Below are 25,086 nucleotides of genomic sequence, written 5' to 3' on the forward strand. Positions count from 1 at the left end.
TAGCGCACGCCATGGGACCATGGTCTAAGCCCACAGGCAGATGCCCCGCCGGGAAAGTTCGGATACCGCGCTAAAAGCCGGTAAAGTTCCCGGCTTATTGATTGAAAGTTTGCTGTTTACCCCCTGGCGGGCGATGTCTACACTGACACTCAGCGAACAGCTATACCCACCCGAGTGGCCGGCGTTTAGTCCAGTTTGATGTTCGTCACGTCATGCCACCGCAGACTTACAGGAGTGATGACAGTGTCCAGACTTGCAGAGTTTCGTGCTGCCGAAAAAGCGCTTCAAGAACAGATGGCACAACTGGAGGCGCTGAAAAAGGATGCCGGCCTTAAACGCGAAATCGAATTCGAGCAGAAACTAGTCGGCCTGATGAAAAGCTACGACAAGAGCCTGCGCGACATCATCGCCATTCTCGACCCCAAGGCCACCCAGCGCGCCCCCGCCGTCGCCGCCAAGCAGCAGCGCCGGCCACGGGTGGTGAAGGTCTACGAGAACCCACACACCGGCGAGCTGATCGAGACCAAGGGCGGTAACCACCGTGGATTGAAGGCGTGGAAGGAACAGTACGGCGCGCAGACGGTGGATTCCTGGGTGCGCTGATGAAACCTCGACACCCGCTTCACACTTTTTTCACAAGCACTGGCTCAGTATCGAACCAGCTAAAGGACTAGCGACCCCATCACGCGCCCGCACATGCGGGCCTCTAATTCCAGCGCCCCGCCCTCGTGCGGGGCGCTTTCATTTGCGCTGCCGGCTGACTGCCGTATCATGGCCCGTCTGTTCAAAGGCCCTGATTCTGGAGTACCCCATGAGCCTGCACGATCTGCAAACCCTGCCCGGCGTCACCGCCCAGCCAGACACCGCCACCGCCCAGTTCGTCTTCAACCACACCATGCTGCGGGTCAAGGACATCGAGAAGTCGCTGGACTTCTACACCCGCGTATTGGGCTTTCGCCTGGTGGACAAGCGCGATTTCCCCGAGGCCGCATTCAGCCTGTACTTCCTGGCCCTGGTCGATCCGACGCAGATCCCAGCCGACGATGCCGCACGTCACCAGTGGATGAAGTCGATCCCCGGCGTGCTCGAACTGACCCACAACCATGGTACCGAGAACGACCCGGCATTCGCCTACCACAACGGCAACACCGACCCACGCGGCTTCGGCCATATCTGCATTTCGGTGCCGGACGTGCGTGAGGCCTGCGCGCGCTTCGAAGCACTGGAGGTACCGTTCCAGAAGCGCCTGCAGGACGGCCGCATGAATCACCTGGCCTTCGTCAAGGACCCGGACGGCTACTGGGTCGAAGTGATCCAGCCGACCGATCTCAAAAGCTGACTCCGCGCTTCACGCTCGTCGGGCCGGGAACTACCGGCCCCTCGCTGTGGTATATGGAAGTAACGGTTCTTCCCAGCCACAGCGAGGACAGGACGATGCAATCCCTCCACTGTGAATACCGCGACCACCACATCACCGCCAGCGTGATGCCTCACCCCGACTCTCCCCTGCCCTATGCGGCCGGCTGCCTGATCACCGATCCACAGGGCCATACCAGCAAGCGCATGGCGATGCCGATGAAGTTTTTCTCCGACCTGGACAACGCCCAGCATGTCTCCCTGGCCCATGGCCGGGCGCTGGTCGACCAGCAGTTGGACCAGGGGCACAAGACGTTCTAGATGCAAGGCCCCAAATCACGGCAGGAGGTCGCCCAACCCTTTCGGGCTGCGCTATAGCGCAGGGAACCACTTTCCTGTGGGAGCGGGCTTGCCCGCGAAGCAAGCGACGCGGCAGGAAATTTTGCTAAATATCCCGGGCGTACGCCACAGCAGCCGCCACCTGCTCAGCGCTGGGCCGCACGCCGGTATACAACACGAACTGCTCAAGCGCCTGCAGGGCAATCACCTCCAGCCCAGTGATAACCGGCTTGCCCAGTGCTTCGGCGGCGCGGATCAACGGCGTGCGCGCCGGCATTGCCACCACGTCGAACACCCGCTCGGCCGCAGCGATGGCCGTCTCGGCGAAAGCCAGCTGCTGCGCCTCGGGCCCGCCGGCCATACCGATCGGCGTGACATTGATCAGCATCGGCGGGCACAGATCGCCAAGCTCTGGCAGCCAGCGATAGCCGCAGACATCCGCCAACTGACGCCCGGCCTGCTCGTTGCGCGCGACAATGGTGCCATCGGCAAACCCAGCATCGCGCAAGGCACTGGCCACCGCCTTGGCCATGCCACCACTGCCACGCAGGACGAAGGCGGTCGCCGGATCGACCTGATGTTGCGCCAGCAATTGACGTACCGCCAGATAATCGGTGTTGTAGGCCTTGAGATGGCCATCGCGGTTGACCAGCGTGTTCACCGACTCGATGGCCGCCGCCGACGGATCGATTTCGTCCACCAGAGCCATGCAGGCTTCCTTGTACGGCATCGACACGCCGCAGCCGCGGATACCCAGGGCGCGGATGCCGGCCACCGCCGCCGGCAGGTCAGCGGTGGTCATGGCCTTGTAGTAATAATCCAGGCCCAGTTGCTGGTACAGATGGTTGTGAAATCGTACGCCGAAGGTGCCGGGGCGACCGGCCAGGGAAATGCACAGGACTGTGTCTCGGTTGGGTGGAATACTCATCGTGGCTCTCGCTGTCTTGGCTGAAACGATTGCGCCAGAGTAACAGACCCCGCCGTCGGTCGCCCCTTACACAACCTTTACCCTTGGCCTGCGCTCAGTTGCGCGGACTTGTGGTCATAGTAGTCAGGCCCCAAGCGTGGGGTTGTCTTGCGAGGTGTCAGCATGAAACGTCTTCTCCCCGGTATCGCCTTGCTGGTTGGCGCGCTGGCCGTCAGTGGCCAGGCATCCGCCCACGGTGGCGGCTGGTACGGCCCGGGGCCGGTGATCGGCGCGGCCGTGGTCGGTGCCGTGGTGGGCGCCGCCGTGACCGGCGGGCATGACCGCACTGTCTACGTTGAGCGTCAACCGGCCTACTATGCGCCGCCACCCCCGGTGTATGTCCAGGCGCCACCGCCGCCGGCGTACTACCAACCCTACGTGGTCGAGCGCTATGTGCCCGCGCCGCCACCGCCGGTGTATCGTCGCTATTACGGCCCGCCACCGGTCTACTACGGCCCACCGCGCTGGTAGCGACAGGACTGGGGGCAGAGCCTGACCCGCCGCCAGCTTGACGTATACGTCAAGCTGGCATTAGGTTAACGGCATTCCTTTGCCCGAGCCCGCGCATGAGCAGCCAGACCTACAGCATCTCCGACCTGTCCCGCGAACTGGACATCACCACCCGCGCCATCCGCTTCTACGAGGAGCAAGGCTTGCTCAGCCCTGAGCGCAAGGGCCTGGAGCGCATTTATTCGGCGCGCGACAAAGTCACCCTCAAGCTGATCCTGCGCGGCAAGCGCATCGGTTTCTCGCTGGCCGAATGCCGCGAACTGATCGAACTCTACGACCCCAGCGGCGGCAACCAGAAGCAGCTGCACAGCATGCTCGCCAAGATCGCCGAACGCCGCGCCCAGCTCGAGCAGCAGATGCTCGATATCCAACAGATGCACCTGGAGCTGGACACCGCCCAGGAGCGCTGCGAACAGGCCCTGGCCGCCACCTTGAACACACCGCACAACCACCGTTGATCCGTCACAGGAAGCCCGCCATGTCATTGCCCGAGAAAGTCCGCCTGGTCGAAGTCGGCCCGCGCGACGGCCTGCAGAACGAAGCCCAGCCCATCAGTGTCGCCGACAAGGTGCGCCTGGTGGACGACCTCAGCGAGGCGGGCCTGGCCTATATAGAAGTGGGCAGTTTCGTGTCGCCCAAATGGGTGCCGCAGATGGCGGGCTCCAGCGAGGTGTTCGCCGGCATTCGCCAACGCGAAGGTGTCACCTATGCAGCGCTGGCCCCCAACCTGCGCGGTTTCGACGACGCCCTCGCCGCCGGGGTCAAGGAAGTGGCGGTGTTCGCCGCCGCGTCGGAGTCCTTCTCCCAACGCAATATCAACTGCTCGATCAGCGAGAGCCTGAAGCGCTTCGAGCCGATCATGGAGGCGGCGCGCAAGCATGACATACGGGTGCGCGGCTATGTGTCCTGCGTGCTTGGCTGCCCCTATGAGGGGACTGTGCGCGCCGAACAGGTCGCACCAGTGGCCCGTGCCCTGCAGCAGATGGGCTGCTACGAAGTATCGCTGGGCGACACCATAGGCACCGGTACCGCGGGGGATACCCGCCGATTGTTCGAGATCGTCGCGGCACAGGTGCCCCGCGCGCAACTGGCCGGGCATTTCCACGATACCTACGGCCAGGCCCTGGCCAACGTCTACGCCAGCCTGCTCGAAGGGATCAGCGTGTTCGACAGCTCCGTGGCCGGCCTCGGCGGCTGCCCTTACGCCAAAGGCGCCACGGGCAACGTCGCCAGCGAAGATGTGGTGTACCTGATGCAAGGGCTGGGCATCGACACCGGAATCGACCTGGACCGCCTGATCGCCGCAGGCCTGCGCATCAGCGAGGTGCTCGGGCGCACCACCGGTTCGCGCGTGGCGCGCGCACGGACCGCGCACTGAGTCATACGGCTGTCACACTGGTGTGGGTGGAGTGTTACCGCCTACACGCCGACCAGCGAAAAATCGGGTAACAGGGAAACAAATCGACAAAATTTCACGTGCCAGGATTTTCTACAAAATAGTTAAGCCGTTGTTTTTAAAGGATTTTAAAAAGTTGGCACGGCACCTGCTATATCTCTGGCATAACAAGAACAAAAAACGCGATACCCAATAAAAACAACAGAGAACGACTCTGACATAACAACAACAACACGGCAGAGGCGTAGCAAGCAGATTTTTTTGGAGTCGACGTGCTTTCCAGGGGTGCAGGCCCCGCAGCCGGACACAGAACAATAAAACTACCTCCAAGGTAGCGGCAGTCCAGGTTGGATCACGTGCGATGAACGCAGGTCAGCGCTCAAAAAAATACGTTTGCTCTTGGCCCCGGTTAGGGGCCCCGCAACACCGAGGCAAGGCTGACAAAAACAATAACTGGCCCGTCTCCAATAATAAGAAAAGAGCAAGCAACAACGCTTATGAGGGGAGCTTCGGCTCCCCTCAGTGCTTCCTGCCCTCCTCCTCGCGCTTTTCCTCCTGCTCGTCCTCCATCTTGTCCACCAGCAGCGGCATGCTTGCCAGCACCAGCAGCGCCAGCACGGTGCTGACCAGCGCGGTGGCCTCGCGGCCCATGCCGGCGGCGGTGCCGATCGCCGCAGTCATCCATAGCCCGGCAGCAGTGGTGAGCCCTTTCACATGACTGGTGTCCTGGCCGTTGCCCTTGAGGATAGTACCCGCACCGAGAAAACCGATCCCGGCGACGATACCCTGGATCACTCGACTCAGCGCCTGCTCGTCGGCCCCGGCCATGCTGGGTGCCAGCACAAACAGCGCCGCCCCCATGGATACCAGCATGTGGGTGCGCACCCCAGCCGACTTGCCCTTGCTCTCGCGCTCGAAGCCCAACACCGCGCCCAGGATGGCGGCCATCAACAGGCGCACGAGGACACGCGTCACTTCACCTTCATCGGTGATATCGGCGAATTCGGCCTGGATCGCCGCCCCTATCGAATGCAGTAGCATTTCCATCCCGACCTCCTGCAACACTTGGATGAACCACCAGGCGCCGCAGTGAATGATGCCACCGTGCCGCCCGCTCCCACAGGGATAATGTCTCCCTGTCCGACAGCGCAGCCCCAAAGGGCTGGGCGATCTCCTACACAGATGACCCTCCAGCAAGCCCCAAGTGCCCACGGCACCACCCAGCGCAACGATGCAGCATCTGCCACCGCGGCGCTGTCCACTCCTGTAACCGCCACACAGGAGGTACTTGTCATGCCCGTTGAAGTTGACCCCAGCACCCGCCGTTGCACCCTGATTGGCAACCACATCCGCCTGGAAGGCACCGGCCCCGAGATCGAAATCGTCACCGATGAACAGCTGCGCATGTCGGTGGCGATCCTGGCCGGCGAACGCATTCCCATCACCGAAAGCGAAGCCGATGCGCTAACCGTCGCAGGTGCGGTGGATAGCCGCAGGCATCTGAAGAACAGCGCTCCAGGCTCCGTAATCTGAGGCCTGGCAAGCATGCACCAAGAATCTGATATGGTTTTTATCGATATACCTGAGTCTGTGCTGAAAACAGATCGGGGGCCATAGTGCCCAGGCCTGATCGAGGCCTGATGAGCGATGAACCATGAGCGATCGAATCCCCTTCCGAGTCATCGAGATTGACCCTGCCGCCAGCCACAAGAGCAAAAGCCAGAGCACTGGCGGCATCCACACCCGCAGCTTCAGCGGCTTCTACCGCAACCTGCGCATCGTCTTCGCCGGCGCGCTGTTCGTGCTGTTCTTCGGCACCGCCTGGTTGCAGTGGAACGGCCGCCAGGCCGTGCTCTGGGACCTCGCCGACAGCAAGTTCCACATCTTCGGCGCAACCTTCTGGCCGCAGGATTTCATCCTGCTGTCGGCCCTGCTGATCATCTGCGCGTTCGGCCTGTTCGCCATCACCGTGTTCGCCGGCCGGGTCTGGTGCGGTTACAGCTGCCCTCAGAGCACCTGGACCTGGCTGTTCATGTGGTGCGAGAAAGTCACCGAAGGCGACCGCAACCAGCGCATCAAACTGGCCGCCGCGCCCTGGGGCGTGGAAAAGATCGCCCGCCGCAGCCTCAAGCACACCCTGTGGCTGGCCATCGGCCTGGTCACCGGCCTGACCTTCGTCGGCTACTTCACTCCCATCCGGCCCCTGGCCGCCGAGCTGTTCAGCTTCGAGCTGGGCGGCGTAGCGCTGTTCTGGATCCTGTTCTTCACCGCGGCCACCTACCTCAATGCCGGCTGGCTGCGCGAGGCGGTGTGCATGCACATGTGCCCCTACGCCCGCTTCCAGAGCGTGATGTTCGACAAGGACACCCTGGCGGTGGCCTACGACCCGAGCCGCGGTGAAGCCCGTGGCCCGCGCAAGAAAGGCAGTGACCCGCGCAACCAGGGCCTGGGCGATTGCATCGATTGCACCCTCTGCGTGCAGGTCTGCCCCACCGGCATCGATATCCGCGACGGCTTGCAGATGGCCTGTATCGGCTGCGCCGCCTGTATCGACGCCTGCGACGGCGTCATGGACAAGATGGGCTACGCCCGCGGCCTGATTGGCTACAAGTCCGAGCACAGCCTGCAGGGCGGCAAGACCCATTGGCTGCGCCCGCGCCTGCTCGGCTATGCCGCCGCCCTGACCGTGATGATCGGCGCCCTGGTGCTCGCCCTGCAACTGCGGCCGATGGTGTCGATGGACGTGATCAAGGACCGTGGCCTGTTCCGCGAGAATGCCCTGGGCCAGATCGAGAACATCTACTTGCTCAAGATCATCAACAAGACCCAGGAGCCACAGCACTATCGCCTGCGCCTGGTCGATGCCGAGGGCTTCGAATTGCATGGGCGCACCGAGTTCACCCTGGCCGCCGGCGAGATGAGCGAGCTGCCGGTATCGGTGGCGATGCTCGCCGAGCGCCCGAGCAGCAGCTCGCAATCACTGACCTTCGAAATCCAGGACAGCGACCAGCCCGGCGTGCGCAGCACCGCCAACAGCCGTTTCGTCGCGCCGATGAACCGCTGATCCCTTACACTGACGCCACCTTGCCTGCCGAAACCACCATGAAACGCTACGAACGATTCGCCGACGACATTGCCGAACTGATCCGCTCCGGGGTGCTCGGCCCCGGCCAGCGGGTGCCTTCCGTGCGCTACGCCAGCCAGACCCACGGGGTCAGCCCATCCACGGTATTCCAGGCCTACTACCTGCTGGAGCGCCGTGGTCTGATCCGCGCCCGGCCGCGCTCGGGCTATTTCGTCAACGCCCATGCGCCACGCCCGTTCAGCGAACCGCAGACACATGCGCCGGCCAACGAGTCCACCGAGGTAGACGTCAGCGGCCTGGTGTTTTCGATCCTCGACTCGATCAAGGACCCGCACACCATGCCGTTCGGCTCGGCCTTCCCCAGCCCGGCGTTGTTTCCCCTGCAACGCCTCTCCCGCTCGCTGGCCAGTGCCAGCCGGGCCATGGATCCGCGCATGGTGGTCACCGACCTTTCGCCGGGCAACCCGCAGCTGCGCCGGCAGATTGCCCTGCGCTACATGGTCGGCGGGCTGATGCTGCCGATGGAGGAACTGCTGATCACCAATGGCGCGCTGGAAGCCCTCAATCTGTGCCTGCAGGCCGTCACCCAGCCGGGTGACCTGGTGGCCATCGAGGCGCCGGCGTTCTATGCCTGCCTGCAAGTGCTCGAACGCCTCAAGCTCAAGGCCGTGGAGATCCCGGTGCACCCGCGTGAAGGCATGGACCTGGGCGTGCTGGCCCAGACCCTGGACAAGCACCCGGTCAAGGCGGTCTGGTGCATGACCAACTTCCAGAACCCGGTAGGCGCGAGCATGCCAGAGGCGAAGAAGCAGGAGCTGGTCGAGCTGCTGCGTCGCCACCAGGTGCCCTTGATCGAGGACGACGTCTACGCCGAGCTGTATTACTCGCAGCAAGCGCCCAAACCGGCCAAGGCCTTCGATACCGAAGGCCTGGTGATGCACTGCGGTTCGTTCGCCAAGAGCCTGGCGCCGGGCTATCGGATCGGTTGGGTGGCCGCAGGGCGCTTCGCCCAGAAAATCGAACGGCTCAAGCTGATGACCTCACTGTGCGCCTCGATGCCGGCCCAGGCCGCCATTGCCGACTACCTGCAGCACGGCGGCTACGACCGTCACCTGCGCAAATTGCGCTACGCCCTGGAGGGGCAGCAGGCCAACATGCTGGCGGCCATTGGCCGGTATTTCCCGGCACAGACGCGGGTCAGCCAGCCTTCCGGAGGCTATTTCCTGTGGCTGGAGCTACCCGAGCAGATGGATGCGCTGAAGCTGTTCCACATGGCCCTGGCCCAGGGCATCAGCATTGCCCCGGGGCCGATCTTCTCGCCGACCCGACGCTTCGGCAACTGCATTCGCCTGAACTATGGCAGCCCCTGGAGTGACAGCGCCGAACAGGCCATGGAAACCCTCGGGCGCATCGTGCGCTCGTTCTGAGGGCGTGCATATCTGGCACCGTCCGGAGCAAACCCGCTAAAGTGCAGGCCCGTCGCCACAGGACCCGCGCATGACCGCCCGCGAACTGCAGACCCTGCGCCAGCAAGTCGAAAACCTGCGTCTGCGTAATGCCCAGTTGGAGGCCCAACTGGGCTGGCAACAGTCAAACGAACCGGACCTGTTTCGTTTTCTGTTCGACACCATGGACGAAGGCTTCTGCGTCATCGAATTCTTCGACGGCCCCCATGGCCCGCTCAGCGACTATGTGCACGTGCTGGCGAACACGGCTTATGCCCGCCACGCTGGCATCGCCGATGTAACCGGGCAGAAGTTGCGGGAAATGGTGCCTGACGAGGCCGATGACTGGGTCGCGCGCTATGGCGAGGTGCTGCGCACCGGCAAGCCGCTGCAGTTCGAACAGGAGCTGGTGGCGACCGGACGGGTGCTGTCGGTGACCACCTTTCGCATCGAACCGGCCGAAAGGCGGCAGGTGGCGGTGCTGTTCAAGGACGTCACCGAACGCCACCGCGCCGAGGCCGCCCTGCAACAACTCAATGAACAACTCGAGCAACGGGTCGCCATTGCCCTGGCTGAACGCAGTTTGCTCGCCGAGCTGGTGGAGCACAGCATCGCCCGGGTCCAGGTGGTCGATTCCTCGCTCACCTTCCTCGCCATCAACCAACGCGCGGCCAAGGATTTCCACTACCTGTTCGGCCGCACCCCACGGTCAGGCGACAGCCTGGTCGAGTGCCTCGCCGGCTTCCCTGCCGAACAGCAAATAGCCATGGCCTATTGGCGCAGGGCCTTGGCCGGCGAGAGTTTCACCGAGGTGATCACCTACGCTAAGCGCCACTTCGAGTCACGCTTCACACCCTTGCGTGACGCCGCCGGACACATCACCGGCGCCTATTTGTTCGTCTACGACATCACCCGCCGAATCACCGAGCAACAACGCTTGCTCGAGGCGGAAAAAGCCCTGCGCCAGGCGCAGAAAATGGAAGCGGTCGGCCAGCTCACGGGTGGTATCGCCCATGATTTCAACAATCTGTTGGCAGGTATACTCGGCGCGCAGGAACTGATGCACCAGCGCCTGCGGCAAGACCGCCACGGCGACCTCCCCGCCTTGCTCGACAGCGCCTGCGACTCGGCGCAACGGGCCGCCACGCTGGTACAGCGCCTACTGGCTTTTTCCCGGCAGCAGACGCTGCAACCTCAGCCGACCCATATCGGCACCTTGGTCCAGGGCATGCACGAATTGATTAGCCGCAGTGTCGGGCCGTCCATCGAGGTGATCTGCCATTTCGACGACCATGACAGCGTGGCCTTCATCGACCCGCCACAACTGGAGAGCGCGCTGCTCAACCTGTGCATCAATGCCCGCGATGCCATGCCGGCGGGTGGGCGCATCACCATCGATATCAGCCAGCTAGAGTTGCAGACGGACTTGGCCAAGGCACTGGAGGTGCCTGTTGGGCGCTACCTGTGCCTCGCTGTCATGGATAGCGGCCAGGGCATGTCCGCCGAGATAGTGGCACGGGCGGTGGAACCGTTCTTCACCACCAAGCCGCCTGGACGCAATACCGGGCTGGGGCTGTCCATGGTCTATGGCTTCCTGCGCCAGTCCGGAGGACAACTGCAGATCAGTTCGCAGCCTGGCGAAGGGACCTGCATGCGTCTTTACTTGCCGTGGACGCCAAAGACCGTGCCACTTTGTCCGGCACCGATCAACCCCGTTGCCCAGGCCCAGGCCGTTACCCGGCGCATTACCCTGGTCGAGGACCAGGCACCGCTACGCGCGGTGATTACCGAGGTACTGCAGGACCTAGGCCATCAGGTCGTCAGCCATGCGAACGGCCCCTCGGCACTTGCCGGCCCAGGCGAACCTGAACTGCTGATTACCGATATCGGCTTGCCCGGCGGCCTGGACGGGCGGCAGGTGGCCGACGCGTTTCGCGCGCGATGGCCCAACCTCCCGGTGCTGTTCATCACCGGGTACGATGCCCAGGCGACGCTGAACGGTCGCCCGCTACCAGCGCAAGCTCGCGTCCTGACCAAGCCCTTCACACTCGAGGCTCTGGTCGAGCAGGTGGCGCAACTGCTGCACTGACAAGGAGCCCTGCCGATGCCTGCACACCCGCGAAGCGAAGCCCCTGATACGCTGGACGATCTGCGCCGGGCGCTGCACCAGGAGCGCCAACGCAACGCCCAGATGGCTCAGGAACTCGAGCACTTGCGTGAACGGGTCAGGGAAGCCGAACGCTATCGGTTCCTCTTCGAGACCATGGAAGAAGGTTTCTGCATCATCGAGTTCATTCCGGGCCCGGACGGTCAATGGGTCGACTACCTGCACTTGATGGCCAACCCCGCCTACTGTCGTCATGCCGGCCTGCCCGACGTGGTCGGCCGAACCTTGCGCGATGTCATTCCCGACGAGGCGGAAATCTGGCTGGAGCGCTTCGGTCAGGTCGAGCGTACCGGCGAGCCGATCTACTTCGAGCACGACCTGTACGCCACCGACCGCTGCCTGGGCCTGGCGGCGATTCGCGTCGAACCCGCCGAGCATCACCAGGTGGCGGTGATCTTTCGCGACGTGACCGCGCGCAAGCGTGCCGAAACGGCCCTGCAAGCGCTCAATGCCGAACTGGAACAACGTATCGACCAGGCGGTGGCCGAGCGCAAGGTATTTGCCGACCTGATCGATGCCAGCGTCGCCTGCGTCCAGGTGGTGGACCGACAGATGCGCTGGCAGGCCATCAACGCCGCGACCCGTAAAACATTTCGCCAATTGTTTGGCTTCGAGCCCGAACTCGGCACGCCGCTGGCCGATTGTTTCGCAGCCAACACCAGTGACGGCCAACGCGCCTTGACGCTCTGGCAAAAGGCACTTTCAGGGGAGGCTTTCATAGAGATCGACGCGTTCGGCGAAGGCGAGGCACGGCGTCACTTCGAAATGCGTTTCGCGCCCTTGCACGGCGACGATGACCAGCCGCTTGGCGCGTACCTGTTCGCCTACGACATCACTACCCGGATCGAAGAGCAGCAACGCCTGGCGCAGGCCGAGCAAGCGTTGCGCCAGTCACAGAAAATGGAGGCCGTGGGCCAGTTGACCGGTGGCGTCGCCCATGACTTCAACAACCTGCTCGGTGGCATCCTCGGCACCCTGGAACTGGCCGGGCTGCGCTTGCGCCAGCAACGCCACAACGCGCTCCCGCCATTGCTGGACAATGCCCAGGGGGCGGCGCAGCGCGCGGCGGCCCTGGTGCATCGGCTGCTGGCATTTTCCCGCCAGCAGACCCTGCAACCGCAGCCGACCGCGATCGCGGCCCTGGTCGACGGCATGCGCGAACTGATCGGCCGCAGCGTCGGGCCACAAATCGCGCTGCATAGCCACAGCGACGCCGACCTGTGGACGGTCCGCATCGATCCTCCACAACTGGAAAGCGCACTGCTGAACCTGTGCATCAACGCCCGTGACGCCATCACTGACAACGGCGCCATCCACATCACCTGCCAGAACGTCGAGTTCGACGAGCAGCACTGCGGCCCTCTCGACCTGCAGGCAGGGCAATACGTCTGCATCCGCGTCCAGGACAATGGCCGCGGCATGCCCGCGCATGTGCTGGCAAGAGCGCTCGACCCCTTCTTCACCACCAAGCCGCTGGGTCGAGGCACTGGCCTGGGGCTTTCGATGATCTTCGGCTTCGTGCGCCAGTCCGGCGGCCAGATGGATATCGAGTCGACGCCCGGACAAGGCACCAGCGTGCGCATGTTGCTGCCCAGACACCTTGGCGAACCTGAGCCCTTGGAGGTACCCGCCACGGCGCTGACGGCGCCGCAAACCCAGGGTCGTGCGCGCAAGGTGGTGGTGGTCGAGGACGAAACGGCCATGCGACTGGTAATCGCCGAGGTGCTCGAGGACCTGGGCCACCAGGCCCAGCTGTTCGAAAACGGCCCACTGGCCCTGGCGGGACTGCAGGCGGAGATCACGCCGGACCTGCTCATCAGCGATGTCGGCTTGCCTGGCGGTCTCAACGGACGCCAAGTGGCCAGTGCCCTGCGTCAACGCTACCCGGGGTTGAAAGTGCTGTTCGTCACCGGGTACGACGAAACCGCCGCGTTGCGCAATGGCGGCCTTGAGCACGGCATGAGCGTACTGACCAAACCGTTCTCGCTGCGCCAACTGGCGGAGCGCGTCGATCGCCTGCTCAAGGCCTGAGGCAGGTCAGCGTCCGCCGCCCAGATCAAGGAAGCTGCCCGTCGAATACGAGGCCTTGTCCGACAACAACCAGAGGATGGCCTCGGCCACCTCTTCAGGTCGCCCGCCGCGCCCCATCGGCAAGCCCGGCTCGAGCTTGCTGACGCGCTCGGGATCACCGCTCAAGGCATGAAAGCCAGTATGGATGTAGCCGGGCCGCACGCCGTTAACCCGCACGCCTTCGCCCGCCACTTCCTTGGCCAAGCCAATGGTGAAGGTATCCAGCGCGCCCTTGGAGGCCGCGTAGTCGACGTACTCGTTGGGCGAGCCTAGGCGCGCGGCGACAGACGATACATTGACGATCGCCCCGCCCTGCCCGCCATGCCGGCTTGCCATGCGCAGCAGGGCGTGCTTGGCGCACAGCATTGGGCCGACCACATTGGTCTTCATGACCTTGAGCAAGCGGAACTCCGACATGTCCTCGACGCGGCTCTGCAAACCGATGGTCCCGGCGTTGTTTACCAGCGCGGTGACCGGGCCGAGTTCCTGGTCCACGCACTGGAACAAACGCACCACCTCATCCTCGACGCTGGCGTCGGCGCGCACGGCGATGGCCTTGGCGCCCAACGCGCGAACCTGCCCCAGCACCGCTTCGGCGGCCTGGTCGTCAGCGTGGTAGTTGATGCAGATGCGGTAACCCTGTTGCGCCGCCAGCAACGCGGTGGCGGCGCCGATGCCTCGGCTGGCGCCGGTGATGACGATAACCTTGTCCATGAGTCTGCCAAATTGCGTGGAATAGGCTTACAAGGTTAGGGGAAAATATCTGTCAGGAGCAATCAGTAACTGCAGGAGCCAGCCTTGCTGGCTCCTACACTCAATGACCTGCCGAGGCAGGCCCGGCCTTGGCGGTAAACGGTGGCTTGGCCAGCCATACCAGCAGGATCAAGCCGGCGAACACCCAGGTCAGCAACGTGAAGTAGTCGACTGTCGACATCATGTAGGCCTGGCTGTTGAGTATCTGTTCCAGCCTGGCATATCCCTGTGGCCCCGCCCCGCCTACCTGCTCCAAGGCATGCCGGGTGGCCGGGTCGAAGGTGCTGATGTGCTCGCTCAGGTAGGCATGATGCTGGTCAGCCCGACGGATCCAGATCCAGGTGGTCAGCGACGCGGCGAAACTGCCGCCCAGGGTGCGCAGGAAGGTCGCCAGCCCCGAACCGTCGGCAATCTGTTGCGGCGGCAGGTCCGACAGCAGGATGCTCAAGGTCGGCATGAAGAACAGCGCCACGCCGATGCCCATGAACAGCTGCACCAGGGCGATGTGCAGGAAGTCCACCTCGTTGGTGAAGCCGGCGCGCATGTAGCAGCTGGTGCCGATGGCGAGGAACGCAATACCGGCCAGCACGCGCAGGTCGAATCGATGCGCGTACTTGCCCACGAAGGGCGACATCAGCACCGGCAGCAGGCCGATCGGCGCCACCGCCAGGCCTGCCCAGGTCGCGGTATAGCCCATTTGCGTCTGCAGCCACTGCGGCAGGATCAGGTTGATGCCGAAGAACCCGGCATACCCCCCTACCAGCACCAGCGTGCCGATGCGGAAGTTGCGGTGCACGAACAGCCGCAGGTTGACCACTGGGTGACGGTCGGTCAGCTCCCAGATGACGAAGATCGCCAGGAACACCACCGAGATCAGCGTGCCAATGACGATGAAGGACGACTCGAACCAGTCCAGGTCGTTGCCTTTGTCCAGCACCACCTGCAACGCGCCAACTCCGACGATCAGGGTCAGCAGGCCGATATAGTCCATCGGCTGGCGACTGGTGACCACCGGTCGTGTGCGCATCTGCTGACGCACCACGGCGGCGGCGAACAGACCGATTGGCACGTTGATGAAGAAGATCCATGGCCAGCTGTAGCTGTCGGTGATCCAGCCGCCGAGGATCGGGCCGGCGATCGGCGCCACCACCGTGACCATCGCCAGCAGCGCCAGCGCCATCCCCCGTTTCGCCGGGGGGTACACCGCAATCAGCAGGGTCTGGGTCATCGGGTACAGCGGCCCGGCCACCACGCCTTGCAGCACGCGAAACAGCACCAGTTCAGGCATCGACTGGGCAACACCGCACAGGAACGAAGCCAGCACGAACAGCAGCGTGGCCCAGATGAACAGCTTGACCTCGCCAAAGCGCCGGCTCAGCCAGCCGGTCAACGGCAAGGCAATGGCATTGCTCACCGCGAATGAGGTGATCACCCAGGTACCCTGCTCCGAACTCACGCCAAGGTTGCCGGAAATGGTCGGCAACGCGACGTTGGCGATGGTGGTGTCGAGCACCTGCATGAAGGTCGCCAGTGACAGGCCGATGGTGGTCAGCAGCAGGCTCGGCGGGGTGAACTGCGCGGGGGCCTGCTGGCTCATCGCTGGGCCGTCTTGCCGGTGGCGCTGTTTTCGTGGATCAACCGGGCGATCAACTGGTCAGCCTCGACCAGCTGGCGGTCATACACCTGGGTGGTGTAGCTGGCCTGCTGCGGCGGCTGCTGGGCCAAGGCCGGGCCGCTCTGGTCGTGCAGGTCGACCTCGGCGATGGTGGACAGGCCGATGCGCAGCGGGTGCTCCTTGAGCTGTTCGGGGTTGAGGTGGATACGCACCGGCACGCGCTGGACAATCTTGATCCAGTTACCAGTGGCGTTCTGCGCCGGCAACAGGGCGAAGGCACTGCCGGTGCCGGCGCCGAGACTGTCAACGGTGCCGGTGTACTTGACGTCGCTGCCGTACAGGTCGGCGCTGATCTCCACTGGTTGGCCGATGCGCATGTCACGCAGTTGGGTTTCCTTGAAGTTGGCATCGATCCACACCTCGTCCAGCGGAATCACCGCCATGGTCGCGGTGCCCGGTTGCAGGCGTTGGCCCAGTTGCACGGTGCGCTTGGCCACGTAGCCGGTCACCGGTGCCACCAGGGTGGTACGGGCATGGTCCAGGTAGGCCTGGCGCAGGTCGGCGGCAGCAGCCATGACCTCGGGATGCGAGGACACCACGGTGTCGTCGACCAGCGCGGTGCTGGTGTTCAACTGCTGGCGGGCGCTGTTGAGGGCGGCTTCGGCCACGCTCAGGTCATCGCGCGAATGGGACACTTCCTCGGCGGCGATGGCGCCGCTGTCGGCGAGGATGCGCCGGCGGTTGTAGTCCTGTCGGGCCTTTTGCAGCTCGGCCTGGCGGGTGGCCAGTTGCGCTTTGAGCGAGTCGACATTGCTGTAAAGCCCGCGCACCTGGCGCACAGTGCGTGCCAGCTTGGCCTCGGCCGCCTGCAAGGCGACCTCGCTGTCGGCCGGATCGAACTGCAGCAGCACCTGGCCGGCATGGACCAGGTCGCCATCATCGGCGCCAATACTGACGACGGTGCCGGTCACCAACGGGGTGATTTCCACCACGTTGCCGTTGACGTAGGCGTCGTCGGTGCTTTCATGCCAGCGCCCGACCAGGCTGTACCAGGCCCAGGTGCCGGCCCCGGCAAGGATCAGGATCAACAGCAGGGCCAGCAGCCAGGCTTTGCGCTTGCGCGTGTTGTCCGGCGCGGCGGTGGATGTGGAGGTGTCGGCGGAAGTGGCCATGACAGTACCTTGGGTAAATGCGTGACTGGGGATCAACGATCGGCGAAGCGGCGGATCGTCATAGGGTCGCCGGCATGCAGCAGGATCTTGGCCAGCAGGCGCTCGAGGGTTTCCAGCTCCTCGGCCTGCAGCACCTCGACCAACTCGTTCATCGCCGCCGCGCCGACCTGCGGCAGGCGGCTGACCAGGCGCTCGCCGTCGGCGGTTAGGGCCAGGCGCACCTGGCGCCGATCATCGGGGCAGCGATTGCGCAGGATCAGGCCCTTCTGCTCGAGGCGATCGAGCATGCGCGTCATCGACCCGCTGTCCAGGCCCAGGTAGCGACACAGTTCGGCCGGTGTGTCGATCTGGTACTGGGTGGCGATCATCAGCACCTTGAACTGCGCAGCGGTGACACCGTCGGCCTCCAGGTGCCAGTCGAGGATGCGGTCCTTGAGCAGCGCGGCGCGGCCGAGCAGCATGCCGATGGTGCAGGTCTGGAAGTTTTCCGGGGTGAAGTGGGACATGAGGAGCTGCTCAGGCAATTGTGTACAAATGTTACTGCCTAGGCAGTAATTGTCAAAGCCTTGATTAGCTGACTAAGCAAAATTTCATGGTGCGCCCCCAGGAAGGGATAGAATGCTCGGCACCATCCCTGTGGACACGCGCCATGATCCAGTCCGACCTCGACCTGTTCGGTCCCCAGCCGCAACGCCTGGCCAGCCACACCGTGCTGCTGCCAGGTTTCGCCCTGGCCGAACTCGAGGCCCTGCTCGACGCCCTGCGCCCGGTGTTGCGCGCCGCGCCGTTTCGCCACATGCGCACCCCAGGAGGGCAACAGATGGCCGTGGCGCTGACCAACTGCGGGGCGCTGGGCTGGGTCAGCGACGACCACGGCTACCGTTACAGCGCGACCGACCCGCTCAGCGGCCAGCCCTGGCCGGCACTGCCCCCGCTGTTGCTGGCACTGGCTGAGCGTGCGGCGACGCTGGCCGGTTTCGCCGGATTCGTGCCGGACGCCTGCCTGGTCAACCACTATCAGCCCGGCACGCGCCTGAGCTTGCACCAGGACCGCGACGAACAGGATTACGGGCAACCGATCGTGTCGATTTCCCTGGGGCTGCCGGCCGTGTTCCTGTTCGGCGGGATGCAACGCGCGGACCGTACCCGGCGCATTGCCCTGAACCATGGCGACGTGCTGGTGTGGGGCGGCGAGGACCGGCTGCGTTTTCATGGCGTGTTGCCGATCAAGCCAGGCGTGCATCCGCGCCTGGGCGAGCGACGGATCAACCTGACCCTGCGCAAGGCGGGCTGAACCGGCGCTCGCAACGCGCCGCTCAGCCGCGTCGCCCGAGGAACACCACCAGTGCCGCGCCCGGCAGCGCCGCCCCCAACAGGGCCACGGCACTCCAGCCAAACTGCGCATACACCCCGCTGGCCAGCGCCGAGCCCACGGCCCCGCCGAGGAAGATGCTGGTCATGTAAAGCGCGTTGAGCCGCCCCCGACTGGCCGGATCCAGCGCATACACCTCACGCTGGCCGATCACCATGTTCAGCTGCACGGCAAAGTCCAGCAGCACACCGGTCAGCCCCAAGCCGATCACGCTGGCGCCCGGCGCGCTCACCCCGACCACCAATGCCAGCGGCGCCAGGCCCATCGCCAGCAGCGAAGCGCGCCGCCCATGTCCGGCATCGGCCAGGTGTCCGGCCAGCGGCGCCGCTACCGCGCCCACCGCCCCGACCAGGGCGAACAAGGCGATCTGGCTCTGGCTCAAGCCATGCTCCGCCGCCAGCGCCAGCGGCACCGCCGTCCAGTACAGGCTGAACGCGGCGAACATCAGCGCCTGGTACAGCGCCCGCTGGCGCAACAGCGGGTAACGCCGCAGCAGCACCAGCAACGACAGCATCAACTGCGCATAGCTGGCCTTGTGCTCGGGTACACGGCGCGGCAGGGTCAGCACCAGCAACAGGATGATCGCCAACATCACCCCGGCAGCGCCGATGAACACAGTGCGCCAGCCGAAATGATCGGCCACCAGGCTCGCCAGTGGACGGGCCAGCAGAATGCCCAGCAACAAACCGCCCATGATGTTGCCCACCACGCGTCCACGCTGCTGCTCCGGCGCCAAGTGCGCCGCCAGCGGAATCAGCATCTGCACCGACACCGAACTGAAGCCGATCAACCCGGCGTAGAGCAGGAACTGCGCGCCCTGGCCAGGTTCGCGAGTGCCCGCCAGGAGCAAACTGGCGGTGGCCAGCAGTGCGGTCGCGACCATCAACCGGCGGTTTTCCAGCAAGTCGGCCAACGGCACCAGTAGCAACAGGCCCAGGGCGTAGCCCAGCTGGGTCAGCGAAACGATCAGGCTGGCATGCTCGGCGGACAGGCCTAGGTCCGGCGCGATCAGCCCGACGATGGGTTGCGCGTAATAGATATTGGCGACGATGGCGCCACAGCAGAACGCCAGCAGGGTCACCAGGGCCCGGCTCAGGGCTGGGGCCGAGGGCTGGGCCAGGGCAAGGGAAGAATGCATGGGACGATGCCTCGCAAACGACGGAAGGTGCGCGCATGGTGCCGCGCCGGACACCGAGCGAGAATCCACCGCCAGCGCAACGCGCCTTTGCGCCCTGCGCAACGCTTCACTCCGCCAGCAGCGCCTCGCAAAACGTCACGAAGGCCATGACCCGCCGCGAGCCCCGGTGGTTGGGCAGGTACAGGGCATTGATGCCGGTGCTGGCGATACCGGGGCTGACCTCCCAGTCGGCGAACAGCCGTTGCAAGCGCCCAGCCTCGACATCGCCGCGCACCAACCAGTCGGCCAGCAACGCGACGCCACTGCCGGCGATGGCTGCCTCGCGCAACAGATCGGCATTGGCGCTGCGCAACGGCCCAGCGACATTCAGCTCCAAGGTCTGCTCCCCCTGGCGCAACCGCCAGGGACGGGCGGCCTGGCCATAGCGAAAGCGCAGGCAGGCGCAGTCGGCCAACTGTTGCGGCTGTAGCAACGGTTGCCGCGCCGCCAGGTACGCCGGGCTGGCCACCAGCCAGCGCTGGAAACGCCCGAGGGGCCGGCACACCAGCTCGTCGCTGGGCGCCGGCTCGCCGAGGCGAATGGTCAGGTCGTAGCGCCCTTCGAACAGGTCATCGAAACGGTCGCTGAGGTCGATGTCCAGTTCCAGCCCCGGATGGCGTGCCAGGAATGCCCCCAGGTGCGGCGCGATCACCCGTCGGCCGAACTCTACCGGCAGGCACAGGCGTAGCACACCTACCGGCTCCTCGCCACGATCGGCGACACTGGCATCGGCATCGGCCAGGGCTTCGACAATGTCTCGCGCACGTTGGTAGTAGCCGGCGCCGGCCTCGGTCAGGCTGACCTGGCGGGTCGAGCGGTTGAACAGGCTGGCCCCCAGTTCCTGCTCCAAGGCATCGACCAGGCGCGAGACCGACGAAGTAGCCACGCCAAGCTTGCGCGCTGCGGCGGAAAACCCTCGGGCCTCGACAGTGGCCATGAAGGCCTTGATCGCCAGCAGCTTGTCCATCGCGCTTTTCCGTAGGGTAAAAGCCGGAACCTTCCTACAATCAGGGTTTGGAATCAACTGCTCGAGTCACTCATGCCCGATAACCTGTTCACCGCCCTGCCCGCCCTGGATCCACGCGCCAGCGAACAGTTCGACGAAGTGCTGCGCCGTCCCGGCCTGCGCATCGAGCGTATCGTTTCCAGCGGCCAGGCCAGCCCTCCAGGCTTCTGGTACGACCAGGACGAAGGCGAATGGGTGCTGCTGCTCAGCGGCAGCGCGGCACTCCACCTCGCGCATGAAAGCGAACCCCGTGTACTGCGCGCCGGCGACCACCTGGATATACCGGCGCACTGCCGTCACCGGGTGGTCTGGACCGAGCCCGGCGTGGCCACGGTTTGGCTGGCGGTGTTCTATCGCAGCTGAACGGCTACTGGCCGTTGCAACCGGTAGAAGCGCCAGGGCAGCAGGACCGCCGCCACCGCCAGGCCACAAGCGAAGCCGACCCACACCCCGACCGCGCCCAGCGCCGAGTGGAAGGCCAGCCAGTAGCTCAGCGGCAGTGCCAGTAACCAATAGCTGACCATCGTCACTCCCACCGGCCAGCGGTAGTCCTGCAAGCCGCGCAAGGCGCCCAACGCAGTGGACTGCAAACCATCGGCCACCTGCATGGCGGCGACCACCACGAACATCGGCACGGCGATGGCGACCACCTGTGGGTCGTCGCTCATGGCCTCGGCGATGCGCCGCCCGAACAGGGCCAGCAACACGGTGGCCACCAGCATCCAGGCAGTGACGCTGGCAAAGGTAGCGCTGCCGATGGCGCGGATGCGCGCCGTCTGGCCACGCCCCTGGGCCTGGCTGATGCGGATGCTCACCGCCGCCGCCATGCCCAGCGGCAGCATGTACAGCAGCGCGCCGATCGACTGCACCACCTGGTTCGCCGCCAGCGCCGCGTTACCCAGCCAGCCCAGCATCCAGGCCGCGATCACCACCGCGCCGGCCTCGGCCAGGTAACCCAGGCCCAGCGGCCAACCCTCGCCCAGCAGCGTGCGCCAGGACAACCGCGCCCCCTGCGGTGCCTGGCGGTAGCGCCCCAGCGACGGCGCCAGGCGCCAGTAGGCCAGGGCCAGCAGCACCGCCAGCGACTCGGCGATCACCCCGGCGATACCAGCCCCCAGCAGCCCTAGCGCCGGCAAACCGAAATGACCGTGGATCAGCCCGTAGCTCAGCGGCAGGTTGAACAGCACCGCGCTCATCACCAGCAGTACGCCCACCCAGGGCCGGCCGATGGCTTCCAGCACATCCTTGAACACCACCGCCAGGCAGTACGGAATCAGGAACACCGCCATGGCCTGCCAGTACGGCGTCAACAGCGCCACGTCGGGCAACGGCACGCCCAGCCACTGCACCAGCTGCAGGCTCGCCAGCATCGCCAGGCAGCCAAGCACGCCTACCAGCAGGCCATAGCCCAGCCCGGCCCGCAGCGTGCGCGCCACGGCGCCGGGGTCGTCGGCGCCGAAGGCATGGCCGGCGCGCACGCTGAGGGTGGCGAGCATGCCGTACAGCCCGGCATGGAAGATCAGTCCGGCGCTGCTGGTCAGCGCGACACAGGCCAGCACCACGGTGCCCAGCGAGGCCAGCAGCACGGTGTCGGTCAGGCTGATCAACTCGGCGGCCGACAGGCCCAGTACCAGGGGCAGGGCCAGCCGCAACAGACCAGGCAACTCGACCAACCAGGACACGGGGGTAGGTGAAAGACGGGCAGTCACGGTAGCAACCTCCAATTGACATACGCCGCGTATGCTAATGCCATTTATTGACATACGCAACGTATGTTAATTTGCACGACGTCACTTTCGCTTCGGAGTCATCCATGCCCGCCCCCCGCCGCAGCCGCGCCGCCATGAGCGCCGACACCACTGAACGGCTGATTGCCGCCGCCCGCCGCCAGTTCGCCGAAAAGGGCTTCGCTGCCGTGGTCATGGACGACCTGTGCGCCGAGGTCGACCTGACCCGTGGCGCCCTGCACCATCACTTCGGTGGCAAGGCCGGCCTGTTCGGCGCCGTGGTCCAGGACCTGCTGGAAGAGATCAACCAAGCCCTGGATGCCCGCTACGACACCCATGCCGACCCGTGGGAAGGCTATATCGATACCTGTCTGCACTATTACGACCTGCTGCACGACCCGGCCTTGCGCCGTATCCTGTTGCAGGACGCCCCGGCCGTGCTTGGCCCGCGTCTGCGCGAGATGGAGGAAGCCAGCTACATCGGGCCGATGGCCCAGGGCCTGGTGGAGTTGCAGGACGCCGGCCGGCTGCGGGCGTTCGACGCAGTGGCCATGGCTCATCTGATCAACGGAGCGATGGGCGACAGCGGCATGTGGGTGATCGCCCAGGATGATCCGCAAGTGGCGGCCGAGCGGTTGAAAACCGCGTTGCGCTGTTTGCTGGAAGGCTTGCAAATGTAGGAGCCAGCCTGCTGGCGAAGCACGCACCGCGGCGCCTGCTTCGCGGCGGTGCGGCGTTCCGACAAGCCCGCTCCCACAGGTGTAGCGCATGGCTTGAGGTCGGCGCGCTCCCTGTGGGAGCGGCTTCAGCCGCGAACACCGGCGCAGCCGGTGCCAGGCACCGCGTCGCTTGCTTCGCGATACCTGGCACCAGCTCGCTATGCAAAGGCCGCCACCAACCGTTCGATCACCGCGCGCACCCGCGCGGTGTGGCGCAGGTCCTGGTGGGTGACCATCCATACCTCGTAAGGCTGCGCCCGGGTGCGCTGCGGCCACACCCGGCGCAGGCCGTCACGCTGGCCCAGTTCAAGCGGAATCTCGCCAATCCCCAACCCCTCGTGAATGGCCCGGCGCAACAGCATGCTGGCGTTGGCCGCCATCACCACTCGGCCCTCGCCGATCGGCACATCCACCAGGGTCGGCTGCGCCTGACCGCGCCAGTAAGGCTCGTACACCACCAGGTCATGCCCGGCGAAGCTGCCGTCTTGCGGCAGGCCGTGGCGTTGCAGGTAATCCTCTGCGGCGAACAACCCCATTTGCCAACTGGCCAGCTTGCGCAGCACCAGGTCAGGGCTCTCTGGGCGCTGGTTGCGAATGGCGATATCGGTTTCGCGTTGCGACAGGTTGACGATATCGGAGCTACCGCTGAGCACCACGCGCACCTCGGGATGGCTCTGGCGCAGTTCACGCAACGCGGGAATGACGAACTCATGGGCCAACGAATCGGTGGTGGCGATGCGTACCTCGCCGGCTTCCTCGTTGTCGGCGCCGCGGGTACGCCGGGCCAGCTCCAGCGCGGCGTGTTCCATCTTCTGTGCCATTTCCACCGCGACCTCGCCAATGGCAGTCAGCTGATAGCCGGCCGGTGTACGCAGGAACAGGGTCGAGCCCAGGTCCGCTTCCAGGGCCGCCACGCGTCGGCCCACCGTGGCCTGGTCGACCCGCAGCAGCCGTGCGGCGCGGCGCAGGGTTTGCTCACGGCTCAGTGCCAGCAGCATGCGGGCGTCATCCCAATTCATTCGTCTACTCCGTGAAGAGGCCGGTTCAACCGGTCTTGCCAGCAAGGCTGGCGCCTCCAATTACGCTTGGCTGAAGAAAATCTGCAAAGGTGCGGCGCAAAATCGCCGCGCGACTGCAACCTATGGGTTCCATACCCTGTGACGCACCTTTCTTCAGAATGACAGAGGTCTTCATGCGTCACACCGTTCCCAGCCACATGACCGCCATCGACATCACCCAGCCTGGCGGCCCAGAGGTCTTGCAAGCCGCCAGCCACGCCACGCCACAACCCGGCCCGCGCGAGCTGCTGATCCAGGTGCACGCCGCTGGCGTCAATGGCCCTGACCTGCTGCAACGCAAGGGCCTGTACGATCCGCCCGCCGGAGCCCCGGACATCCCTGGCCTGGAGATCGCCGGCAAGGTGGTCGCGCTCGGCGCGCAGGTCAAGGGCTTCGCCCTCGGGGACGCGGTCATCGCCCTGGTCCAGGGCGGCGGCTACGCCGAGTACGCCGTGGCCGACGAGCGCACCACCGCGCACCTGCCCGACAACCTGTCGATGGTCGAGGGCGCGGCGTTGCCGGAAACCTTCATGACCGTCTGGGTCAACCTGTTCCAGCGCGGCGCCTTCAAGGCCGGTGAAACTGTGCTGATCCACGGTGGCGCGTCGGGCATCGGCACCACTGCCACGCAACTGGCCAAGGCCTTGGGCGCGGCGCAGCTGTTCACCACGGTCAATGGCCCGGGGCAACAGGCCGCCAGCCTGGAACTGGGCGCCGATGTCGCCATCGACTACAACCGCGAGGACTTCGTCGAACAGGTGCTCCTGCACACCGCAGGCCGTGGCGTCGATGTGATCGTCGATATCATCGCCGGCGATTATGTGGCGCGTAATTTCAAGGCCGCGGCCATGGATGGGCGCATCGTGCAGATTGGCGTGATCAAGGGCCCGGCCACTGAGCTCGACCTGTTCCCGATGCTCACCAAGCGCCTGACCCATATCGGCTCGACCCTGCGCGCGCGCAGTGCCGACGACAAGGCGGCGATCCTCGCCGACTTGCAGGCCAAGGCCTGGCCCCATGTCCGCAGCGGCGCGGTCAAGCCGCTGATCCACGCCACCTTCCCCTTAGCGGCGGCCAGCCAGGCCCATGCGCTGATGGAATCTGGCCGGCATGTTGGCAAGGTGGTGCTGAGCGTCGCGCACCAGGGCTGAG

Annotated in this window: 26 protein-coding genes; 15 read left to right on the forward strand and 11 right to left on the reverse strand. The window is 65.0% G+C overall.

The genetic code is table 11. The annotated features are described in order from the left end of the window. Window positions 1–243 precede the first annotated feature (243 nt). From HU772_RS13055 to HU772_RS13065, 3 genes are all read left to right on the forward strand, one after another. The gene (locus HU772_RS13055) at window positions 244–603 is read left to right on the forward strand and encodes a histone-like nucleoid-structuring protein, MvaT/MvaU family (RefSeq protein WP_186659483.1); all 360 of its coding nucleotides are present in this window, start codon (window positions 244–246) and stop codon (window positions 601–603) included. Window positions 604–811: 208 nt separating this feature from the next. Next, window positions 812–1,339 (forward strand): lactoylglutathione lyase, encoded by a 528-nt coding sequence (gloA, locus tag HU772_RS13060; RefSeq protein WP_186659484.1) that lies wholly within the window; start codon window positions 812–814, stop codon window positions 1,337–1,339. Between the two features lie 95 nt (window positions 1,340–1,434). Further along, window positions 1,435–1,677, forward strand: a complete 243-nt coding sequence (locus HU772_RS13065) for a hypothetical protein (RefSeq protein ID WP_186659485.1) — start codon at window positions 1,435–1,437, stop codon at window positions 1,675–1,677. 124 nt (window positions 1,678–1,801) lie between these two features. Here HU772_RS13065 and HU772_RS13070 read toward each other — a convergent pair whose 3' ends face one another. Further along, window positions 1,802–2,623 carry a shikimate 5-dehydrogenase gene (locus HU772_RS13070; RefSeq protein ID WP_186659486.1) on the reverse strand — a complete coding sequence of 274 codons (822 nt, stop codon included), beginning with the start codon at window positions 2,621–2,623 and terminating at the stop codon, window positions 1,802–1,804. A 162-nt stretch (window positions 2,624–2,785) separates the two neighbouring features. On the opposite strand from HU772_RS13070, the gene HU772_RS13075 reads away from it, so the two are divergent. The 3 genes from HU772_RS13075 to HU772_RS13085 all read left to right on the forward strand — a co-directional run bounded on the left by HU772_RS13075 (window position 2,786) and on the right by HU772_RS13085 (window position 4,550). Beyond that, a complete protein-coding gene (locus HU772_RS13075; protein ID WP_186659488.1) occupies window positions 2,786–3,133 on the forward strand; it encodes a hypothetical protein in 348 nt (115 codons plus the stop codon). Window positions 3,134–3,228: 95 nt separating this feature from the next. Continuing rightward, complete coding sequence (locus HU772_RS13080) at window positions 3,229–3,630, forward strand: MerR family transcriptional regulator (protein ID WP_186659489.1); 402 nt, start codon at window positions 3,229–3,231, stop codon at window positions 3,628–3,630. A 20-nt stretch (window positions 3,631–3,650) separates the two neighbouring features. After that, window positions 3,651–4,550, forward strand: coding sequence for a hydroxymethylglutaryl-CoA lyase (locus tag HU772_RS13085; RefSeq protein WP_186659490.1), 900 nt, complete (start codon window positions 3,651–3,653; stop codon window positions 4,548–4,550). Between the two features lie 537 nt (window positions 4,551–5,087). Here HU772_RS13085 and HU772_RS13090 read toward each other — a convergent pair. Then, window positions 5,088–5,609 (reverse strand): MgtC/SapB family protein, encoded by a 522-nt coding sequence (locus HU772_RS13090; RefSeq protein WP_186659564.1) that lies wholly within the window; start codon window positions 5,607–5,609, stop codon window positions 5,088–5,090. A 252-nt stretch (window positions 5,610–5,861) separates the two neighbouring features. Here HU772_RS13090 and HU772_RS13095 point away from each other — a divergent pair, with 252 nt between their 5' ends. The 5 genes from HU772_RS13095 (at window position 5,862) to HU772_RS13115 (ending at window position 13,296) form a co-directional block, all read left to right on the forward strand. Beyond that, the gene (locus tag HU772_RS13095; protein ID WP_186659491.1) at window positions 5,862–6,101 is read left to right on the forward strand and encodes a DUF3203 family protein; all 240 of its coding nucleotides are present in this window, start codon (window positions 5,862–5,864) and stop codon (window positions 6,099–6,101) included. A 121-nt stretch (window positions 6,102–6,222) separates the two neighbouring features. Next, window positions 6,223–7,632: a cytochrome c oxidase accessory protein CcoG gene (gene ccoG, locus HU772_RS13100; protein ID WP_186659493.1), complete on the forward strand. Its 1,410-nt coding sequence runs from the start codon at window positions 6,223–6,225 to the stop codon at window positions 7,630–7,632. Window positions 7,633–7,670: 38 nt separating this feature from the next. Beyond that, window positions 7,671–9,080: a GntR family transcriptional regulator MpaR gene (mapR, locus tag HU772_RS13105; protein WP_186659494.1), complete on the forward strand. Its 1,410-nt coding sequence runs from the start codon at window positions 7,671–7,673 to the stop codon at window positions 9,078–9,080. A gap of 70 nt (window positions 9,081–9,150) precedes the next feature. Beyond that, window positions 9,151–11,187, forward strand: coding sequence for a hybrid sensor histidine kinase/response regulator (locus HU772_RS13110; protein ID WP_186659496.1), 2,037 nt, complete (start codon window positions 9,151–9,153; stop codon window positions 11,185–11,187). Window positions 11,188–11,202: 15 nt separating this feature from the next. Then, a complete protein-coding gene (locus tag HU772_RS13115) occupies window positions 11,203–13,296 on the forward strand; it encodes an ATP-binding protein (protein ID WP_186659497.1) in 2,094 nt (697 codons plus the stop codon). A 6-nt stretch (window positions 13,297–13,302) separates the two neighbouring features. On the opposite strand, the gene HU772_RS13120 is transcribed toward HU772_RS13115, so the two are convergent. The 4 genes from HU772_RS13120 to HU772_RS13135 all read right to left on the reverse strand — a co-directional run bounded on the left by HU772_RS13120 (window position 13,303) and on the right by HU772_RS13135 (window position 17,381). After that, complete coding sequence (locus HU772_RS13120) at window positions 13,303–14,049, reverse strand: SDR family oxidoreductase (RefSeq protein WP_186659499.1); 747 nt, start codon at window positions 14,047–14,049, stop codon at window positions 13,303–13,305. Window positions 14,050–14,149: 100 nt separating this feature from the next. Next, window positions 14,150–15,685, reverse strand: coding sequence for a DHA2 family efflux MFS transporter permease subunit (locus HU772_RS13125; RefSeq protein WP_186659500.1), 1,536 nt, complete (start codon window positions 15,683–15,685; stop codon window positions 14,150–14,152). Continuing rightward, the gene (locus HU772_RS13130) at window positions 15,682–16,875 is read right to left on the reverse strand and encodes an HlyD family secretion protein (RefSeq protein WP_186659501.1); all 1,194 of its coding nucleotides are present in this window, start codon (window positions 16,873–16,875) and stop codon (window positions 15,682–15,684) included. The genes HU772_RS13125 and HU772_RS13130 overlap by 4 nt, the downstream gene beginning before the upstream one ends. Window positions 16,876–16,907: 32 nt before the next feature. Next, a complete protein-coding gene (locus tag HU772_RS13135; RefSeq protein WP_186659502.1) occupies window positions 16,908–17,381 on the reverse strand; it encodes a MarR family winged helix-turn-helix transcriptional regulator in 474 nt (157 codons plus the stop codon). Between the two features lie 143 nt (window positions 17,382–17,524). On the opposite strand from HU772_RS13135, the gene alkB reads away from it, so the two are divergent. Beyond that, entirely contained in the window at window positions 17,525–18,169 is a 645-nt protein-coding gene (alkB, locus tag HU772_RS13140; RefSeq protein ID WP_186659503.1) for a DNA oxidative demethylase AlkB, read from the forward strand. 22 nt (window positions 18,170–18,191) lie between these two features. Here alkB and HU772_RS13145 read toward each other — a convergent pair whose 3' ends face one another. Beyond that, window positions 18,192–19,385 (reverse strand): MFS transporter, encoded by a 1,194-nt coding sequence (locus HU772_RS13145; protein WP_186659504.1) that lies wholly within the window; start codon window positions 19,383–19,385, stop codon window positions 18,192–18,194. A 106-nt stretch (window positions 19,386–19,491) separates the two neighbouring features. Then, window positions 19,492–20,391 carry a LysR family transcriptional regulator gene (locus HU772_RS13150; protein ID WP_186659505.1) on the reverse strand — a complete coding sequence of 300 codons (900 nt, stop codon included), beginning with the start codon at window positions 20,389–20,391 and terminating at the stop codon, window positions 19,492–19,494. 72 nt (window positions 20,392–20,463) lie between these two features. Between HU772_RS13150 and HU772_RS13155 the strand changes: the two genes are divergently transcribed. Then, complete coding sequence (locus tag HU772_RS13155; RefSeq protein WP_186659507.1) at window positions 20,464–20,793, forward strand: cupin domain-containing protein; 330 nt, start codon at window positions 20,464–20,466, stop codon at window positions 20,791–20,793. On the opposite strand, the gene HU772_RS13160 is transcribed toward HU772_RS13155, so the two are convergent. After that, on the reverse strand, window positions 20,781–22,139 hold the full coding sequence (locus HU772_RS13160) for an MATE family efflux transporter (protein WP_186659509.1): 1,359 nt from the start codon (window positions 22,137–22,139) through the stop codon (window positions 20,781–20,783). The genes HU772_RS13155 and HU772_RS13160 overlap by 13 nt on opposite strands. Window positions 22,140–22,243: 104 nt before the next feature. Here HU772_RS13160 and HU772_RS13165 point away from each other — a divergent pair, with 104 nt between their 5' ends. After that, on the forward strand, window positions 22,244–22,837 hold the full coding sequence (locus HU772_RS13165; RefSeq protein WP_186659511.1) for a TetR/AcrR family transcriptional regulator: 594 nt from the start codon (window positions 22,244–22,246) through the stop codon (window positions 22,835–22,837). Window positions 22,838–23,034: 197 nt separating this feature from the next. Here the strand turns inward: HU772_RS13165 and HU772_RS13170 are convergent, their stop codons facing one another. Together HU772_RS13170 and HU772_RS13175 are read right to left on the reverse strand one after the other, a co-directional pair. Then, window positions 23,035–23,895, reverse strand: coding sequence for a LysR family transcriptional regulator (locus tag HU772_RS13170; protein ID WP_186659514.1), 861 nt, complete (start codon window positions 23,893–23,895; stop codon window positions 23,035–23,037). Between the two features lie 25 nt (window positions 23,896–23,920). After that, window positions 23,921–24,070, reverse strand: coding sequence for a hypothetical protein (locus HU772_RS13175; RefSeq protein ID WP_186659515.1), 150 nt, complete (start codon window positions 24,068–24,070; stop codon window positions 23,921–23,923). A gap of 22 nt (window positions 24,071–24,092) precedes the next feature. On the opposite strand from HU772_RS13175, the gene HU772_RS13180 reads away from it, so the two are divergent. Next, entirely contained in the window at window positions 24,093–25,085 is a 993-nt protein-coding gene (locus tag HU772_RS13180; RefSeq protein ID WP_186659565.1) for an NAD(P)H-quinone oxidoreductase, read from the forward strand. The last annotated feature ends 1 nt before the right edge of the window (window position 25,086 follow it).

Origin of the sequence: Pseudomonas xantholysinigenes, assembly GCF_014268885.2 — a bacterium.
Classification (GTDB): domain Bacteria; phylum Pseudomonadota; class Gammaproteobacteria; order Pseudomonadales; family Pseudomonadaceae; genus Aquipseudomonas; species Aquipseudomonas xantholysinigenes.

Coding starts and splice junctions, on each gene's coding strand:
- HU772_RS13065 (WP_186659485.1), top strand. CDS start 1,435: ATGCAATCCCTCCACTGTGAATACCGCGACCACCACATCACCGCCAGC.
- HU772_RS13085 (WP_186659490.1), top strand. CDS start 3,651: ATGTCATTGCCCGAGAAAGTCCGCCTGGTCGAAGTCGGCCCGCGCGAC.
- gloA (WP_186659484.1), top strand. CDS start 812: ATGAGCCTGCACGATCTGCAAACCCTGCCCGGCGTCACCGCCCAGCCA.
- HU772_RS13175 (WP_186659515.1), bottom strand. CDS start 24,070: ATGAAGACCTCTGTCATTCTGAAGAAAGGTGCGTCACAGGGTATGGAA.
- HU772_RS13125 (WP_186659500.1), bottom strand. CDS start 15,685: ATGAGCCAGCAGGCCCCCGCGCAGTTCACCCCGCCGAGCCTGCTGCTG.
- HU772_RS13110 (WP_186659496.1), top strand. CDS start 9,151: ATGACCGCCCGCGAACTGCAGACCCTGCGCCAGCAAGTCGAAAACCTG.
- HU772_RS13090 (WP_186659564.1), bottom strand. CDS start 5,609: ATGCTACTGCATTCGATAGGGGCGGCGATCCAGGCCGAATTCGCCGAT.
- ccoG (WP_186659493.1), top strand. CDS start 6,223: ATGAGCGATCGAATCCCCTTCCGAGTCATCGAGATTGACCCTGCCGCC.
- HU772_RS13170 (WP_186659514.1), bottom strand. CDS start 23,895: ATGAATTGGGATGACGCCCGCATGCTGCTGGCACTGAGCCGTGAGCAA.
- HU772_RS13115 (WP_186659497.1), top strand. CDS start 11,203: ATGCCTGCACACCCGCGAAGCGAAGCCCCTGATACGCTGGACGATCTG.
- HU772_RS13095 (WP_186659491.1), top strand. CDS start 5,862: ATGCCCGTTGAAGTTGACCCCAGCACCCGCCGTTGCACCCTGATTGGC.
- mapR (WP_186659494.1), top strand. CDS start 7,671: ATGAAACGCTACGAACGATTCGCCGACGACATTGCCGAACTGATCCGC.
- HU772_RS13070 (WP_186659486.1), bottom strand. CDS start 2,623: ATGAGTATTCCACCCAACCGAGACACAGTCCTGTGCATTTCCCTGGCC.
- HU772_RS13155 (WP_186659507.1), top strand. CDS start 20,464: ATGCCCGATAACCTGTTCACCGCCCTGCCCGCCCTGGATCCACGCGCC.
- HU772_RS13145 (WP_186659504.1), bottom strand. CDS start 19,385: ATGCATTCTTCCCTTGCCCTGGCCCAGCCCTCGGCCCCAGCCCTGAGC.
- HU772_RS13075 (WP_186659488.1), top strand. CDS start 2,786: ATGAAACGTCTTCTCCCCGGTATCGCCTTGCTGGTTGGCGCGCTGGCC.
- HU772_RS13180 (WP_186659565.1), top strand. CDS start 24,093: ATGACCGCCATCGACATCACCCAGCCTGGCGGCCCAGAGGTCTTGCAA.
- HU772_RS13150 (WP_186659505.1), bottom strand. CDS start 20,391: ATGGACAAGCTGCTGGCGATCAAGGCCTTCATGGCCACTGTCGAGGCC.
- HU772_RS13120 (WP_186659499.1), bottom strand. CDS start 14,049: ATGGACAAGGTTATCGTCATCACCGGCGCCAGCCGAGGCATCGGCGCC.
- alkB (WP_186659503.1), top strand. CDS start 17,525: ATGATCCAGTCCGACCTCGACCTGTTCGGTCCCCAGCCGCAACGCCTG.
- HU772_RS13080 (WP_186659489.1), top strand. CDS start 3,229: ATGAGCAGCCAGACCTACAGCATCTCCGACCTGTCCCGCGAACTGGAC.
- HU772_RS13130 (WP_186659501.1), bottom strand. CDS start 16,875: ATGGCCACTTCCGCCGACACCTCCACATCCACCGCCGCGCCGGACAAC.
- HU772_RS13165 (WP_186659511.1), top strand. CDS start 22,244: ATGCCCGCCCCCCGCCGCAGCCGCGCCGCCATGAGCGCCGACACCACT.
- HU772_RS13135 (WP_186659502.1), bottom strand. CDS start 17,381: ATGTCCCACTTCACCCCGGAAAACTTCCAGACCTGCACCATCGGCATG.